At 36.1% G+C, this 16,587-nt stretch carries 10 protein-coding genes and 1 pseudogene; all 11 read left to right on the top strand.

Features of this window, described 5'->3' with window-relative positions; genetic code table 11:
• Position 1 precedes the first annotated feature (1 nt).
• A complete protein-coding gene (gene dnaJ, locus AWW83_RS01540; RefSeq protein ID WP_092347416.1) occupies positions 2-1,114 on the top strand; it encodes a molecular chaperone DnaJ in 1,113 nt (370 codons plus the stop codon).
• 76 nt (positions 1,115-1,190) lie between these two features.
• Complete coding sequence (locus AWW83_RS01535; RefSeq protein ID WP_092347413.1) at positions 1,191-2,447, top strand: ABC transporter permease; 1,257 nt, start codon at positions 1,191-1,193, stop codon at positions 2,445-2,447.
• A gap of 11 nt (positions 2,448-2,458) precedes the next feature.
• Complete coding sequence (locus tag AWW83_RS01530) at positions 2,459-3,106, top strand: hypothetical protein (protein ID WP_092347410.1); 648 nt, start codon at positions 2,459-2,461, stop codon at positions 3,104-3,106.
• Positions 3,107-3,177: 71 nt separating this feature from the next.
• Positions 3,178-3,414 carry a hypothetical protein gene (locus tag AWW83_RS01525; RefSeq protein WP_092347406.1) on the top strand — a complete coding sequence of 79 codons (237 nt, stop codon included), beginning with the start codon at positions 3,178-3,180 and terminating at the stop codon, positions 3,412-3,414.
• 140 nt (positions 3,415-3,554) lie between these two features.
• Entirely contained in the window at positions 3,555-7,655 is a 4,101-nt protein-coding gene (gene porU / locus AWW83_RS01520) for a type IX secretion system sortase PorU (protein ID WP_092347403.1), read from the top strand.
• A gap of 123 nt (positions 7,656-7,778) precedes the next feature.
• Complete coding sequence (porV, locus tag AWW83_RS01515) at positions 7,779-8,867, top strand: type IX secretion system outer membrane channel protein PorV (protein WP_092347399.1); 1,089 nt, start codon at positions 7,779-7,781, stop codon at positions 8,865-8,867.
• A gap of 59 nt (positions 8,868-8,926) precedes the next feature.
• Positions 8,927-11,863: a T9SS-dependent M6-like inactivated metalloprotease gene (locus AWW83_RS01510; RefSeq protein ID WP_092347394.1), complete on the top strand. Its 2,937-nt coding sequence runs from the start codon at positions 8,927-8,929 to the stop codon at positions 11,861-11,863.
• Positions 11,860-14,925: a PD40 domain-containing protein gene (locus tag AWW83_RS01505; RefSeq protein ID WP_092347391.1), complete on the top strand. Its 3,066-nt coding sequence runs from the start codon at positions 11,860-11,862 to the stop codon at positions 14,923-14,925. Before AWW83_RS01510 ends, AWW83_RS01505 begins: the two co-directional genes overlap by 4 nt.
• A gap of 24 nt (positions 14,926-14,949) precedes the next feature.
• Positions 14,950-15,831 (top strand): hypothetical protein, encoded by an 882-nt coding sequence (locus tag AWW83_RS01500; RefSeq protein WP_092347388.1) that lies wholly within the window; start codon positions 14,950-14,952, stop codon positions 15,829-15,831.
• Positions 15,832-15,833: 2 nt separating this feature from the next.
• On the top strand, positions 15,834-16,205 hold the full coding sequence (locus AWW83_RS01495; RefSeq protein WP_092347385.1) for a hypothetical protein: 372 nt from the start codon (positions 15,834-15,836) through the stop codon (positions 16,203-16,205).
• Between the two features lie 40 nt (positions 16,206-16,245).
• Positions 16,246-16,587, top strand: a pseudogene (locus tag AWW83_RS01490) (alkaline phosphatase family protein); the annotation flags it as partial.

Raw genomic sequence — 16,587 nt, 5'->3', positions numbered from 1 at the left:
TATGAAAGATTACTACAAAATACTCGGTGTGAGCGAGAACGCAACGCAGGAGGAGATAAAACAGGCATATAAAAAACTTGCAATGAAATATCATCCTGATAGAAACCCGGGAGATAAGCAAGCAGAGGAAAAATTCAAAGAGATAAACGAAGCTTACAGCGTTCTTTCTGACCCGGAGAAAAGAAAACAATATGACCAGTTAAGAAAATTTGGAGTTGGTGCAGGGACTGGCGGTTTTCAGGGTGGATTTAACTTTGAAGATTTGTTCTCTGGATTTGGCACTGGCTTTGGTGAAGGATTCAATTTTAGAGTTGGAGATTCGTTTCTTGAAGATTTGTTGAATCAATTTTTTGATCGTGGTGAATTTTTCAGAAGAAGTAGGAGAGGCGCTGTAAGAGGGGAAGATATAAACATTGATGTTGAAATACCTTTTTCAACTGCAATTCACGGTGGCGAAATTTATGTTGATGTACCTAAAAAGGAAGTTTGCAATGTCTGTGGTGGAACAGGAGCAAAACCCGGAGCAAAGATTTCAACCTGTCCGGTGTGCGGAGGAACTGGAACTGTTTCAGATGTTAGAGGAATGTTTGCGTTTTCAAGACCATGTCCGAGATGTTATGGTCGTGGGAAGATAATCTCCGAGGTTTGCTACAATTGTGGTGGAACAGGGCAGGTTTCAACTGTTAAGAAAATCAAAATAAAAATTCCAGCTGGAATTGACACTGGAACAACTTTGAGAATTCGTGGTGAAGGTGAACCCGGAATAAACGGCGGTGCTAATGGTGACCTTTATGTTCATATCAAAGTTCAGGATGATAAATTCTTCAAACGCAAAGGAAACGATATTTATGTTGAAATACCGATAAACATCGCTCAAGCAATTCTTGGTAGCAAAATGAGAATTAAAACAATTTACGGCAATAAAGTAGAGTTAACAATTCCACCCGGAACTCAAAACGGGACGACATTTAGATTGCGTGGTCTTGGTGTGATAACTGATGGATTCGTCGGGGATATGTATGTCACAGTCAAGGTTGAAATTCCAGAGAAAATAAACGAAAGACAAAGGAAATTGATTGAGGAGTTCGCAAAAGAAGGGAATTTGAAATACTAATCTCGGGGGGCTTGAATAAAAAATCAAGTTTTATTATCTTCACAAAGAGATTTAAAACATTTTTGCTTCAATTTTTATGAAAAAGATTTTAACAATTGCATGGTGGGAGTACATAACGAAAGTCAGAACAAAAGCTTTTTTAATTTCAATCGTTCTCATGCCACTCTTTATCTTCGTTTTTTCAATCCTTCCGAGAGTTTTGGTTGAAAGAGCTGACACAGAGCAAAAGACAATTGGAGTTGTGGATTTAACAGGCTGGGTGTTTGAAAAGTTTGAGAAGAAACTACTTGGAGAATTTAAACTTCCAGATGGCAGACCAAATTATAAGCTGATTAAAATAAGCTCTGAAAATTTTGATGAAAGCGACATAAACAGAATCAAAAAATTCGCCAACGAACTTGTTGTTTCTGGGAAAATTGAAGCGTATTTAATAATCCCGAAAAATTTTGAGGATAGTTTAAGTTTTCAATATATCGGTCAAAATGTTGGAAATATAAAAGATATTGAGAGATTCAGAAGCAGTTTGCAGGAAATAGTTATCGGGGAGAAACTTCAGAGATATGGAGTTAAAAAGGATGAGGTTGCACAGATTATAAAATCAGTTAAGTATTCAACTGTTAAAATTTCAAAGAAAGGTGAAGAGGAAAAAACTGATTTTATCGGTGTTTTTTTCAGTTCTTATATCTTCATACTTGCACTTATGATTCTCATCATCACTGGCGGGCAAATGCTTATAAGAAGTGTTGTTGAAGAAAAATCAAATCGTGTTATTGAAATACTTTTATCATCCTGCACTGCAAATCAATTGATGGCGGGTAAGATAATCGGGCTTGGTATGGTTGGGCTTACGCAGATGTTCATCTGGGCTATCGTTGGATTTTATTTTCTCTCGGGTTATGCTTTAACTTCAATAAATTTTGAGTTGCTGTTAATTTCTTTAATTTACTTCATTCTCGGTTATCTTTTTTATTCAGCGTTGTTTGTTGCAATTGGTGCACCAGTTAATTCTGAATATGAAGCACAACAAATTGCTGGGTATGTAAGCATGCTTCTTGTTTTACCAATTGCCTTTGCTTTTTTGATAATGCAAAATCCAGATTTATACTGGATTAAAATTCTCTCTTTCATTCCGTTATTTACTCCATCTTTTATGGTTGCACGGATTCCAATAAAAATGCCAGCGCCGTGGGAAATAATTGGGACAATTTTGATTCTTGCTGTTTCAGTTGTTGCGATGATATGGGTTGCGGGGAGAATTTTCAGGATAGCAATTTTAAGTTATGGGAAATTCCCAACTTTTAAAGAGTTAATTTCGTGGGTGAAAACAAAATAAAGGAATTTTAAATGCAAGACGCTTCTTTTATAACTTTGCTTGTCAGCACCGCATCAATTGCCTTTCTCCACGCTCTTGCCCCTGATCATTGGCTTCCATTTATAATGATTGGGAGAGCGCAAAAATGGTCAATTAAAAAATTAATTTTCGTCACATTCATCGCTGGGATCGGACATGTTGGTTCTTCCGTTTTGATTGGTTTAATCGGTTTGTTTATCGGTATGGAGTTAAGTAAACTTGAAGGGTTTGAGGCACTTCGTGGTGAAGTTGGAATATGGCTTTTAATTGGTTTCGGAATTGCTTACGCTTTATGGGGTTTGAAACACGCAAGGCATCCACATAGACATGAGATCGTTGATGAAAAAATTTTGAATAAAAAAGTTGTCACGGTCTGGACATTGTTTGCTGTATTTGTCCTCGGACCTTGTGAGCCATTGATACCTCTTTTCTTTATATCGCTTAAATTTCAAATTGCTGGAATTATCGGTGTAATAGTTGTTTTCAGCATTATGACTTGGATAATGATGATAGCACAGGCGGTGATAGGTTATCTCGGGATTCAACTTGTTAAGTTTGAAACGCTTGAAAGATATTCTCATACGATTGCTGGCGTTGTCATAGCATTAACGGGAGTTTTCATACTTGTTTCAGGTGTTTGATTCGGAAAATTTGATTTATTTTGCCTTTGTTAGTAAATTAAGCACAGAAAAATTAATCAATGTTTTCGGCTATGCTTGGGCAGAATGAAAAAATGGTCGTCGCAATGTTAAAATTCCTTTTTCCGGGAGAGCCATTGCCAGATGCATTTGAAAAAGCGGAAGGAATACTTGATGTTCAAAAGAAAACAAAAAAACATGTCCTTTCGCTGATAAAGAAATCAAAACTTGATTGGTATGGTTATGCTATCCCGTATGAGTTCGGTGGTGAATTTGAAGAGAAAAGATTTTCAAGGAATCTTGAAGATTGAATGCTATTGACTTTTGAGTTAAATTTAATTATATTGGTTTCAGTTGAAAATTAAGGACAGTTGCCTATTGCGACTTCGTTAAAGGTTTTTATTCTTTGAATTAGATGCGTTAATTTAAAGCAAAAACCGATGAAAACGATATGCGAAAAAACTCAACCTTTAACGCAAGTTCGCTTGGCAACTGTCCTTTTTTATTTCTTCTGCTAATTTTCTTAACATCAAACATCTTATCTCAAAGCGTAAATGATTACACTATAATTTCGCAGAACCAGAATGAAATTGTAATTGAATATACTCCTTACCTTTTGCAGATTGACACTTTAAAACCTGCTGAAATTTCACAACTCCAAAACCAAATTGATTTATCACAACCAGTTTTATCATTTTTATTTTTGAACACATCAATTGACAACCCGCAACCCGGAAATCCACAAATTCCAGTGAGAATTTTCCCATTGATTTTAAAATCGGAGACAGGAAATCAAATTGAGGTGCTTGAATCTTCTTATGTTGAATTTGACGGCGTCAGATTAAAGCCAATGCCTGCTCTGATTTCGGAAAAACAAGTTGACAACGCCTTAGGAGATACAATCTCGTATCTTAAAGTTTTCTCTTTTGGTGAGATTTACAGCAAAAATAATTTTATGCCTGAGGAAATAGTTGAACTTGGTGAAGTTGGAGTTGCGAGAAATTACATCATCACGCAAGTTAAAGTTTATCCTGTTCAGTATAATCCTGCTCTCGGAAAGGTCAGATTGTATAAGAAGATAAAATTTGTGTTAAGATATGGTCAGGGGCAAAGCCAGTTTTTAAGTCCAGATAAATTTGATTTTAAAATTGCTGATGGATTTGTTAATCACGAAATTGCAAAAAACTGGAAAATAAATTTTGCGAATCGTGTCTTTGCAAAACCTCAAAACAGCCAACTTGCATCCGGGGACTGGTATAAAATTCCAATTGTTGAAGAAGGAATTTACAGAATAACTTACACAGATTTGCGAAACGCAGGAATAAATCCTGATAACATTGACCCGAGGACGATAAAAATTTTTAACAATGGTGGTTTTCAACTTCCTGAAAACATTAATGACCCAAGACCCGACGGCTTGATTGAAAATGCAATTTATGTCTTTGGGGAAGATGATGGGAAATTTGATCAAAGCGATTACATAATCTTTTACGGCAGAGGAACAAGTGGATGGAATTACAATCCGACGACAAAAGAATTTACGCACTATGTTAATGATTACACAAATGAGAATTATTACTTTCTCACATTTGGTGGAGCAAGGGGGAAAAGGATGATGATAGTTCAAAGTTTAAACTCTTCAAATGCGTTCAAACCAGAATATACATTTGGTCTTTATTTCAGAGACGATCAAAAGATAAACTTAACAGAATCTGGAAGAGAATGGTTTATGTCATCTGTTGAGGCAAGAGCAGGGTTTAATATGGTAAATTATGTTACAAAACTTGATGAACTTTTGCCCGGTAAACCAGTGCGATATCGGATTCAGGTTGCTTCAAGGGCAGGGGGACCGAATTGGTTTGTGATAAAAGAGAACGACAACGACCTTGGAACTATAAATCTTGGAACTGTTGCTTTGAGCGGTTACACTGCTTTGATTGATTATTATGCTGTTAAGTCAGAACCGAAGAAATTCATCTATAACGGCGAGATAAAAGATTCAAGAAGCAATTTGAAATTTTATTTTAACTGGGTTGGTGAAGCAGTCGCTGGTTATGTTGATTGGTTTGAGATAGTTTATCCGAGGACTTTCAAAGCAGTGAATGATTTTATCTCTTTTTATTCGTATGATACAAGCGCAGTTGTTGAGTATAAAGTTTATGGATTTTCTTCAAATGATGTCAGAATGTTTGATGTCACGGATTTTGGAAATGTTAAGATGATTTCTGGAAATGTAAATGCTGGTGAATTTGTTTTTCAAGTTTTGGAGCAAGCTGGACAAGTAAGGCATTTTATTGGAGTTGGGGCAAATGGTTATAAAAGAGTTTCAAAAATTGAGAAAGTTAAAAATACAAATCTGCGTGGCGAAACGGAAGGAGCAGATTGGATCGTGATTACACATCCTGATTTTATATCTCAAGCCAAAAAATTAGCAGAGCACAGAGCCAAAAAAGATTCGCTTAAAACCCTTGTCGTTGATGTGACGGATATTTACAATGAATTTTCATCAGGTATGCTTGATCCCGTGGCTATAAGAGATTTTTTAAAGTTTGCCTTTGATAGATGGAATAAAAAACCATTTTATGTCTTGCTTTTCGGAGATGGTGATTATGATTATAAAAATGTTGAAGTTGCAGACAAAAATTGGATTCCTTCGTATGAAAGCAAGGAAGGATTACAGCAAATATGGACTTATACTTCTGATGATTTTTATGTTCTTCTGACGCCAGATCCATACATTGATATGGCAATTGGGCGTTTACCAGTTCAAACGCAGGACGAAGCGGAAATAATTGTCAACAAGATAATTCAATACGAGAACAATTCTGACTTTGGGATGTGGAGAAATACAATTTTATTTGCTGCTGACGATGGTTTGACATCTGGGGATAATACAGATGGACAGATACACACACTTCAAAGTGAATCGCTTGCAAACTACTACACACCAGATTACATTGATAAAAGAAAAATTTATCTTGTTTCATATCCAACTGTTTACACATCGGTTGGGCGACGCAAGCCAGATGCAGCGAAGGCGCTCGTTGATTATATAAACCGTGGTTGTGCAATTGTAAATTGGATTGGTCATGGAAATCCGTTTGTGTGGGCTCACGAGAGAATTTTTGAAATCGGTTATACGATACAAAATTTGAAAAATGAAAATAGATTACCGTTCGTTGTTGCTGCAACATGTGATTTTGGAAGGTTTGACAATCCAAAAACACAAAGTTCAACAGAGGTTTTATTGACTCTGAAAAATGGCGGAGCGATTGGTGTTTTAACATCAGCAAGATTGGTTTATTCAAGTGATAATGCAGCGTTTAATTATAAATTCTTTGACGAACTTTTCAAAAGCACACCTGAATATAAAACAACTCGTCTTGGAGATGCAATGTTCAGAGTTAAACAGGTTTACGCTTCTTTAAACGATTTGAAATTTATTCTTTTCGCAGATCCAGCGCTTCGCCTCACATTGCCAAGATATTCAGCGGTGGTTGATACGATAAATGGAAAAGATCAAAATCAAGTTGTTCAGCTCAAAGCGCTCGGCAAAGTGAATTTTTCAGGGCGAGTTCAGAAAAATGATCGTGAAATGCTCAATGTTTCAGGAAATGTTGAATTCACATTGTTTGATGCGCAAAAGAGATTAACTTATCTTGATGAAAAGGGATGGATTTTTAACTTCGTTGATCAGGGCAATTTGCTCTTTAAAGGTGTTTATTCTGTAAAAAATGGAAATTTCAAGGGTGAATTTATGCTTCCAAAAGATATATCTTTCTCAAATGAGAGAGCGAAAGCAATTGCTTATTTCTATGGCAATGGGATTGATGGCGTCGGATTTGCAGGAAATATCGTAATCAATGGCATTGATTCAAATTTTGTTGGCGATTTTAAAGGTCCTGAAATAGAGATATTTTTGAACAACAAAAGTTTTAAATCCGGAGATGTCGTATCAAATGAAGCAACATTAATTGTTGAAATTTTTGATGAAAGTGGTGTTAATGTTTCAACATCGGCAATTGGACACAGAATTGAAGCTTTTATTGATGATAATCCAACAGGAATTGATCTGTCTGAATTTTATAAAACAAAGCCAGACGATTACAAAAGGGGTGAAATTGTTTATAAACTTCCAACGCTTTCGCCGGGAAAACACAGATTGAAAGTCAAAGCATGGGACATCTTTAACAATTCTTCGTCAAGCGAAGTTGAATTTAAAATTGCTGAATCTGGCGAGTTTGCAATTTACAATGTCTTTAATTATCCAAATCCATTTTCTGATAAAACTTATTTCACATTTCAAAAAGTTGCAGTTGAAAATGATGTTCCTGTTGATGTTGAGATAAAAATTTACACTTTGAGTGGAAAGTTGATAAATAAAATTGAGAGATTTGGTTTAACGGGAAATTTCATCGCAATAGAATGGGATGGAAAAGATATGGACGGTGATGAGATATCAAATGGAGTTTATATTTACAAAGTCATTGTCAAAACATTTGACGGCTTAAAGAAGGCAGAATCAATTGGAAAGTTGGTTGTGATGCGATGAAATTTGTTTTTTGTGAAAATTTTGTATATTTAAAACAAACGAAAACAAATGTGATCAGTGGACACGGACGAATTTTACCGCTTTGATTGATTATGTAAAACAAAAAATCAGGAGGTAAAAATTATGTCATTTAAAAGAAGCGCAATACTGTTCTCAGTTGTTTTGATAGCATTTTTTGCGACGGGACTTTATGCTCAAGGTGGAGATGCTGCTGTTCCGTTTCTTTTGATAGCGCCAGATTCAAGGGCTGGTGCGATGGGTGAAGCCGGGGTGGCTATAGCTGACAATGCAAATGCAATTTTTTGGAATCCGGCAGGGCTTGCTTTTCAAAAGGGAACTGAAATAAGTTTTACACACGCAAGATGGCTTCCGCAGTTTAGCTCAGACCTTTTTTATGAGTATTTGAGCGCAAAGCATTATTTGAGCTCAATTGATGCAACTATCGGAGCGAATATAACATATTTCAATCTTGGTTCTTTTGAGAGAAGGGATGAAAACAACACTTACCTTGGAACTTTTAAGGCGTTTGAATATGCTGTTGCAGTTGGATATGCAATGAAGTTAACAAGAAATTTGGGATTCGGGATAAATTTGAGATATATTCACAGTCAGCTTGCTCCTTTTGGAACTGCTGAGGAACAGGGGAAGGGGGTTGCAAATGGAGTGAGTTTTGATATAGGTTTGTTGTTTAGGGAATATGTTTTCGGAAGAAGGGTTAGTGCTGGATTCAATCTTTCAAATCTTGGTCCGATGATTCACTATATTGACAAGGAACAAGCAGATCCACTTCCGACACATTTGCGATTGGGCTTTGCTTTTGACATAATCCAATCGAAATATAACAATTTCACAGCTGCTGTTGATTTCGGACGAGTTCTTGTTAAAAGATATCCGCCTGAGACAGGTAAAAAACCTGACCCGCTTCCGAAGTCGCTTATAACTGCGTGGGATGAAGCAGGGAGTTTGAGAAAAGTCACCATCGGCGCTGGTTTTGAATACTGGTATGGAAGCCCGAGGTTGATCGCTTTAAGAGCTGGTTATTTTTATGAAAGCCCAAGAGCTGGTGGGAGAAAATTTGCAACTTTTGGAGCAGGTGTAAGATATAGCATTGTTGGGGTTGATTTTAGCTATATTTCAACTTTTGAGGAGAATCATCCGCTTGCGAACACGCTTCGCTTTACGGTTTTACTTAATTTTGGTGGAGAAGAATAAATCAATTTTCGGCGGGTTTATCCCGCCTTATTTTATAAAATAACTTTTCAAATCCTGCGATGTTGCGCTCTTCCTTGCTTTTTATCATTTTTTTGATTTTAACTTTGAATTTGTTTTCCCAAAATCCGCAGAGACATTATAAAATTCTTGCTGTTATGGTTGAATTTCAGGAGGATGACGATCCTTTGACGACTGGAAATGGGAAATTTGATTTGAGCTTTACATCAAAGAAGATAATTGACCCACCACCGCACGATAAAAGATACTTTGAAGCACATCTTGAATTCTTAAAAAATTACTTCGCAAAATTCTCCATCCAAATTGAATATGAAGTTATTGATTCGGTTTTAACGCTTTCAAAGCAGATGCGTTATTATTCACCACCGCAGGATTCTGGATTTGAGCGACTTTTGAATTTAATTTATGAAACATGGACAAATGTTAAGAAATCATCAGTTAGGACGAATTACCCACTTTCAGCATATGATTGTTATATAATTTTTCACGCTGGGGTTGGAAGGGACATTGACTTGACAGCTACATACGGCTACAATCCGACGCCGTTTGATATTCCGTCTGTTTTTGTGAATTACGATTCAATTCAAATTTTTTTAAGCAAAAATGGAATTTCAGATAATTTTGAAATTAAAAACACGATAATTCTTCCAGAGACAGAGTCAAGAACTGTTCAAACGGTGACAGGAGAAACATTGCTTCAAATTGGTTTAAACGGTTTGCTTGTTTCAAACTTTGCGAGTTTTCTCGGTTTGCCTGATTTGTTTGATACGAAGACAGGAAGATCAAGGATTGGAAGGTTTGGTTTGATGGACGGTCCGGGCATTTTCTCCTATCGTGGAATTTTACCACCTGAGCCATCGGCGTGGGAAAAAATTAAACTCGGTGTGTGCAATCCTGTTGAATTAAAACCAGAAAAAGATACAACTATTTCAATCTACACATTTAATCTCAATCCTGAAAAATCAATTTACAAAATCCCGATAAATTCAAAAGAGTATTTCCTCATTGAAAACAGAAATCGTGATGCTTTTTCGGATGGGGTTAAATTGAAGTTTTACTGGCGAGATTCAACGGGTGAAAAAATCATTGAGCGTATTTTCTTTAGAGATGAAGTTGGTTTTAATTATTTTGATGTTGATTCTGTTTATGGGGTTTTAATTGATGTTGATGAATTGGATTGGGCTTTGCCAGGTTCTGGAATTTTAATTTGGTATATTGATGAAAATGTGATTGATAAGAAGTTGAAAACGAATTCAATAAATAACGATGTGAGAAATCTTGGTGTTAAACTTGTTGAAGCAGATGGTCCACAAGTAATCTATGGTGATGAGATAGGTTGGGAATATGATATGTGGTTTCTTGGAAACATTGCACCAACTTATAAAAATGAATTTTCAATGAGTGCGTATCCGTGGAATCCGACGAATAACTTGTCTAATTTTAAATTTAAAATTTACGATTTCAGCGTCCCTGGACCTGTGATGAGTTTTAAAATTGGATTTTCTGATTCTTTAATTCTTCCATCGCCATCTTTTCCGAAGAAAACCCCGGGTTTAACTGAAAGATCCTTTGTGACAGTTGCAGACATAGATCACGACCCGAAAAATGAAATTATAATTAATTCATCAACTGGGATTTTCGCTTTCAATCCATCAGGGACAAGTTTAACTCTTAACATTCAAGGTTATTACACAAATGTTAAAAGTGATTTTGCGTGTGCGGTTCTTGATGTTGACGGCGATGGGAAAAAAGATGTTATCTCTGTTAACGGGAGAAAAATTTTTGCTTTCAAAACGCAAGATTCAAATCTTGATGGGTTTGTTGATAGCGTCTGGGTTTTTGAAAATCAAAGTTCTGTTTCAACGCCACCGGCAATTTGGGAAGATAAAATTATTTTTGGTGACAGCTCAGGAAATCTTGTGATTTTAAACAACGATGGAACACTTTCTGAAAAAATTAAAATTGACGATAAACCGCTTGTTTCTTTGATTGCTGGGAATTTAAATTGGGTTGCTGTTTCAAGAAATGTCATAAAGACAGCAGAGGGCGAGTGGAGGTTTAATGTTAATTTCGTTTCATCTGCTGGAATTGACATAGATGATGATGGAAAAGTTGAAATTGTTGCTGGAGTTGGTGAAAATGGGGAAATCGTGATACTTGATACAAGAACAGGAGCGTCAAAACAAATTCAAATCCCCGGGATAAAAAGTAAAATTAAAACGACGCCAGCGATCGCAGATTTAAATTCGGACGGATTTCCGGATATAATCATCTCCGCTGAAAATAAAATCTGGGCTTTCAATTATCTTGGCGCAACTCTTCTGAATTTTCCGGTTGAAGTTAAAAATGCAAATTTCATCTCATCGCCGGTCGTTGTTAATTTTTATGCCGATACATTGCCCGAGATAATTGTCGGGACAGATAATTATCAGGTTTACGCTTTTGATGTTTACGGGAAAATTATCCCTGGTTTCCCTCTTTCAATAAGTGGAGAATGTTTAACTTCGCCAGCGGTTTATTACGAAAGCAATCTTGTTTATCTTTTTGTCCCGAGCATTGATGGTTATCTTTATGCATGGACGATTAAGCCCAGTTCAATCCCGGCAAATGTTTTATGGTCAGGTTATCTTCGCGATGAGAGACACTCAAATTATTCTGTGAGGTCATCTCAAGTTGTTTCAACTCCATCGGCGGACATACTTGACAAAAACGAAGTTTATAATTGGCCAAATCCTGTTTACGATGATTTCACATTTATTCGCATAAAAACTTTTTACGATGCGAAAGTTAATGTGAAAATTTTTGATGTCTCAGGTCTTAAAGTTGATGAACTGAATGTTTCAACATCTGCAAATTTTGAGGTTGATTTAAAATGGGATGTGAGAAATGTTCAAAGTGGGATTTATTACGCAAGGGTTGAGGCAAATTCACAGGGAAGAAGCGATGTTAAGATAATAAAAATTGCGGTCGTGAGATGAAGATTTTTTTGAAAATATATCTTTTCATGTTTTTGTTTTCTTTTTTTTCATTTGCTCAATTTGATGATGAATTCATTCATCCTGAAATTGACTGGTTCACAATGGAGACGGAGCATTTTTTGATACATTATCATAGTGGTGCTGAAAAAACTGCAAAAGTCGTCGAAAAAACCGAAGAGGAAATTTACGAGCCGATAACTTCGCTCTACAATCACAAGCCAGATCAAAAAGTTAACTTCATCATAAAAGATTACGACGATTATTCAAACGGGATTACATATTTTTACGACAACAGGATAGAGATTTGGGCAAGTGCGCTTGATTTTGAACTTCGCGGGATGCATAACTGGTTGCGCGATGTTGTAACGCACGAGTTTACTCACAACATTCAAATGCAGGTTGCTATGAAATTTGGTCGCAGAGTTCCTGCGATTTATTTTCAATGGCTTGGTTATGAAAAAGAAAACAGACCGGATGTTCTTTATGGATTTCCAAATGTGATAGTTTCGTATCCTTTTGCCGGTATAAATGTTCCTGCTTGGTTTGCTGAGGGGACAGCACAATTTAATCATCCTGATTTAAATTATGATTACTGGGATACACACCGAGATATGATTTTGAGAATGCAGGTTCTTGATGATAAACTTTTATCCTGGGAAGAACTAAATTCGTTTGGGAAAACGAGCTTGGGGAATGAGTCGGTTTATAATTCAGGTTTTTCTCTTGTTGAATTTATAGCAAAAAATTACGGCGTCAATAAACTTGAAGAGATTTCAAGATATTTAAGATCGCCATTTCGCCTTTCAATTGATGAGGCGATAAAAAAGTCGCTCGGGATTGATGGCAAAGAACTTTACAATCAATGGAAAGAGCATCTTCGCCAGAGATACACAAAGCAAGTTCAAATAATTGGTGATAAAGTTGAGGGTGAAATTGTTGCTAATGTTGGCTTTGGCAATTTTTATCCGAAGTTTTCACCCGATGGGAAAAAATTTGTCTATGTTTCAAATAAGGAAAGCGATTATTTTTCTCCATCAGCGATTTATCTTTATGACCTTGAAAACGGGAAAGAGGAAAAAATTGTTGAAGGTGTTTCGTCTTCAATTTCGTGGTCGGCTGATGGTAAGAAAATTTTTTATTCAAAAAAGACAAGGAAGAACAAAAACTGGCGAAGTTTGTATGATGTTTTCGTCTACGATTTTGAATTGAAAAGAGAGAAACGCCTTACTTACGGATTGCGTGCAAATAATCCAGCTGTATCGCCGGACGGGAAATACATTGCTTTTATAATTTACGAGGATGGCACAGCAAATATCGCAATTGCGGAGATTAAATTTAACCGTGAGATTGAAATTTCTGGATTTAAGAAGTTAACAGATTTTAGAAACGGGGAACAGGTGTATAACATTTGTTTTTCTCCAGATGGAAGGAAATTAATTTTTGATTATTCAATCAAGGATAATCGTGATATTGGGATTCTTGATGTTGGGATTGCAGAGTTCAAACCTTTGCTTGCAACTCAAAGCGATGAGCGAAATCCCGTATTTTCGGAAGATGGACGCAAAGTTTATTTCTCATCGGATAGAAATGGAATTTTTAACATTTACGAACTTGACCTCACAAGTGGTGAAATTTTGCAACTTACAAATGTATTTGGCGGAGCGTTCATGCCAGATGTTAAAGAGGGTAAACTTGTTTATTCAACTTACACATCAACTGGCTTTAAAATCGCTTACATTGAAAAAATAAAAAAATTTAAACCCAAGGAATTTGAACTTCTCGCATTTGCAAATTCATTTGATGCTTTTTCATCTTCTAAAATTTCAAATGATTATGACGATACAAATCTTCCAGAGTTTAAAGTTCGTGAGTATAAAAATGTTTACACATCGCTTTCGTTTTATCCTGTTTTGAGATTTGACAATTACAACAAGCACGATCGTGGAATTGACCTTTTGAAATTTGGATTTTATACATATTCAACTGATGTTGTCGGGAAATATAGTTTGTTTGCCGGTGCATTGATAAACCGAAAATTTGAACGAGACCTTTTCCTGATGTTTGAATTCAATGATAGATTTCCGATACTTTATCATCTTGGATTTAAGCCCAAATTTACGCTTGAAGCATACAATGTCACACGAACGACTAAATTTCTTCTTGAACTTGGCTTGAACCTTATACCTGTTGATATTGTGTATCACTTGACAGAAGTTGATCTTTATTTCGGCTGGAAATTTCTTATGCCGAACTTAAACGCAAAAACTGGATTCACATTTTCACGCTATTCGGCGGAGATAAAAAGTTTTACAATTCCAGAAACGAAAACACTCGTCCCGTCATCTGATGATGTTTATTTCATTGGCAGAGTTTTTTATTTGAACTTGAATTACAAAAGCATTCGCCCGAAAAGAAATTCAGATATAAATCCTGTCGGAAGGAAGTTAAATTTGAGGTTGAGTTATGAACTTAACAAGTTAAATCCAGATGGAACTTATGAATTCAAAGATGGCTTCCTTGTTCCCGTTTATAAAAATTTCAACTTCTGGAGAATTGATTTTGGATGGAATGAGTATGTTAAGTTGCCTTTTAGAAATCACACGCTTGGATTTGTTTTAAGATACGGGAGCATAATCGGGAAACCTGTGAATGAGTTTTTCAATTTCTACGGCGGTGGATTAATTGGAATGCGTGGTTATTTGTTTTACTCGCTTGGGGGGAATGAATTTTTAAGTTTGAAAATGGTTTATAGATTTCCGATAATTGAAGATGTATCGCTTCAAGGTTTGCACATTGGATTACAAAGGGTTTATTCGGGTTTGTTTTTTGATTTTGGAAATGCGTGGGATGAGGGAACGAGGTTGAGAGATTTTAAAAAAGATGTTGGGATTGAGTTAAGATTTGATGGAACTTCGTTTTATGTTTTCCCGATGAAAATTTTTGCAAGCGTTGCGTATGGATTTGATAAGTTTGAGAAGGTTATAAACAAAGAAAAATTTAGTTTTGGGCGTGAATTAAGATTTTATTTCGGGGTCATTTTTGAATTTGATTCGCTTGAGTAAAATAAAATTTTGAGGGTGAAAACAATGGGAAGATATTTTCTGGCGATTTTGTTTTTCATAAGCATTTTAAAAGCACAGGATTTGAAAATTGGTGAAAATAAAGATTTTGCAAAATTACATCTGGCTTATGTGTTAAGTAAGCATAACGATGCGGAATTTCCTTCTGCAAATTCAAATGTTGAGTTGAAAAAATACTCTCCATTGAAAGCGGGTTTAATGTCAGCGATAATTCCAGGAAGTGGAGAAGTTTACACTGGAAGTTATTTTAAGTCAGCGTTGTTTTTTGCTGTTGAAATTGCGTCGTGGGTTGTTTATTTCAATTATACGAAAAAGGGCGACGAGCAGACGAAAAAGTTTAAGCAATTTGCTGATGAGAATTGGAGCGTGGTTGATTACGCACTTTGGATGAATGAATGGATGAGAAGATACGGGACTGCTGATGCGCCGATGGTTGGAATAGATCCAGATGCGAGCAAAAGACCGTGGGAGAGAGTTAACTGGTTTCGTTTGAATGAAGCAGAAAGATATATCAGTCGTCTCTCGGGTGGTTTTTCGCATACGCTTCCTTTTTATGGTGAACAGCAATATTATGAGTTGATCGGCAAGTATCATCAATATGCGCCAGGGTGGAACGATTTTGATAAAAATTTTATCCCTGAAAATGTGAATGAATTAAAGCCGACGCAAAATTTTAAGTTTTATTCAATTGAACGTGGCAAGGCAAATGATTTTTATTCAATCGCCAGTGCATCTGCTTTCATCATAGTTGCAAATCATGTTTTGAGCGCAATTGATGCGACGGTAAGCGCAATTGTTAAGAATAAAAAAGTTAAGACGGAAACATCTTTGGATTATAATTTTAGTTCTGGCTTTGTTGCAAAAGTAAAATTAAGCGTTGATTTTTGAAGATGGGGGTTGCTCTTTTATTTTTTGACGGAATCGGAATTGGCGAAGATAACCCGGAGAAGAATCCATTTGCAAGATATAGATCAAAATTTTTTCGTGCCTTTATCGGTGGAGATAATTTTAAAGCCGAATATGAGGGTATAATCGTTCCAACGGATGCTTCGCTTGATGTTCCGGGTTTGCCACAGAGCGCAACAGGTCAAACTGTTATATTCACGGGAGTAAATGCGCCTGAATTAATGAATGGGCATATAAATGGTTTGCCAACGCCTACATTGAGGAAGGTTCTTTTGTCAGAAAGTATTTTTTTGAAATTGAAAAAAACTTGGCAAAAAAGCGACTTTTGCAAACGCTTATTCAAAACATTATTTTGAGATACGTGGTGAAAAACTTTCTGCGACAACTTATGCTGTTTTGGCTTCGGGTGTGCCATTTAGATGGTATGATAAGGAATTAACAGAAGGAAAAGCAGTTCCAGCGGATTTAACAGGTGAATTTTTGAGGAAATTTTATCCAGATATAAAGATAATCACGCCAGAAGAATCTGGAAAAATAATTGCGAATTTACTTGAAGAGTATGATTTTGTGATGTATGAGTTTCCATTTACAGACGAGGCAGGGCATAATCAGGATTTCTTGCTTGCTTTGAAATACATAGACAGAATTGAACGATTTCTTGAATCATTGCTTTCAAATGTTAATCTTAAAAAGCACTTAATAATTTTGACAAGCGATCATGGAAATCTTGAAGACCTT

This window comes from Candidatus Chryseopegocella kryptomonas, from assembly GCF_001536065.1.
In the GTDB taxonomy this organism is placed as follows: Bacteria; Bacteroidota; Ignavibacteria; order Kryptoniales; family Kryptoniaceae; genus Kryptonium; species Kryptonium kryptomonas.
The sequence above is the reverse complement of the archived record's forward strand: the minus strand, read 5'-3'. Positions and strand labels throughout refer to the sequence as shown.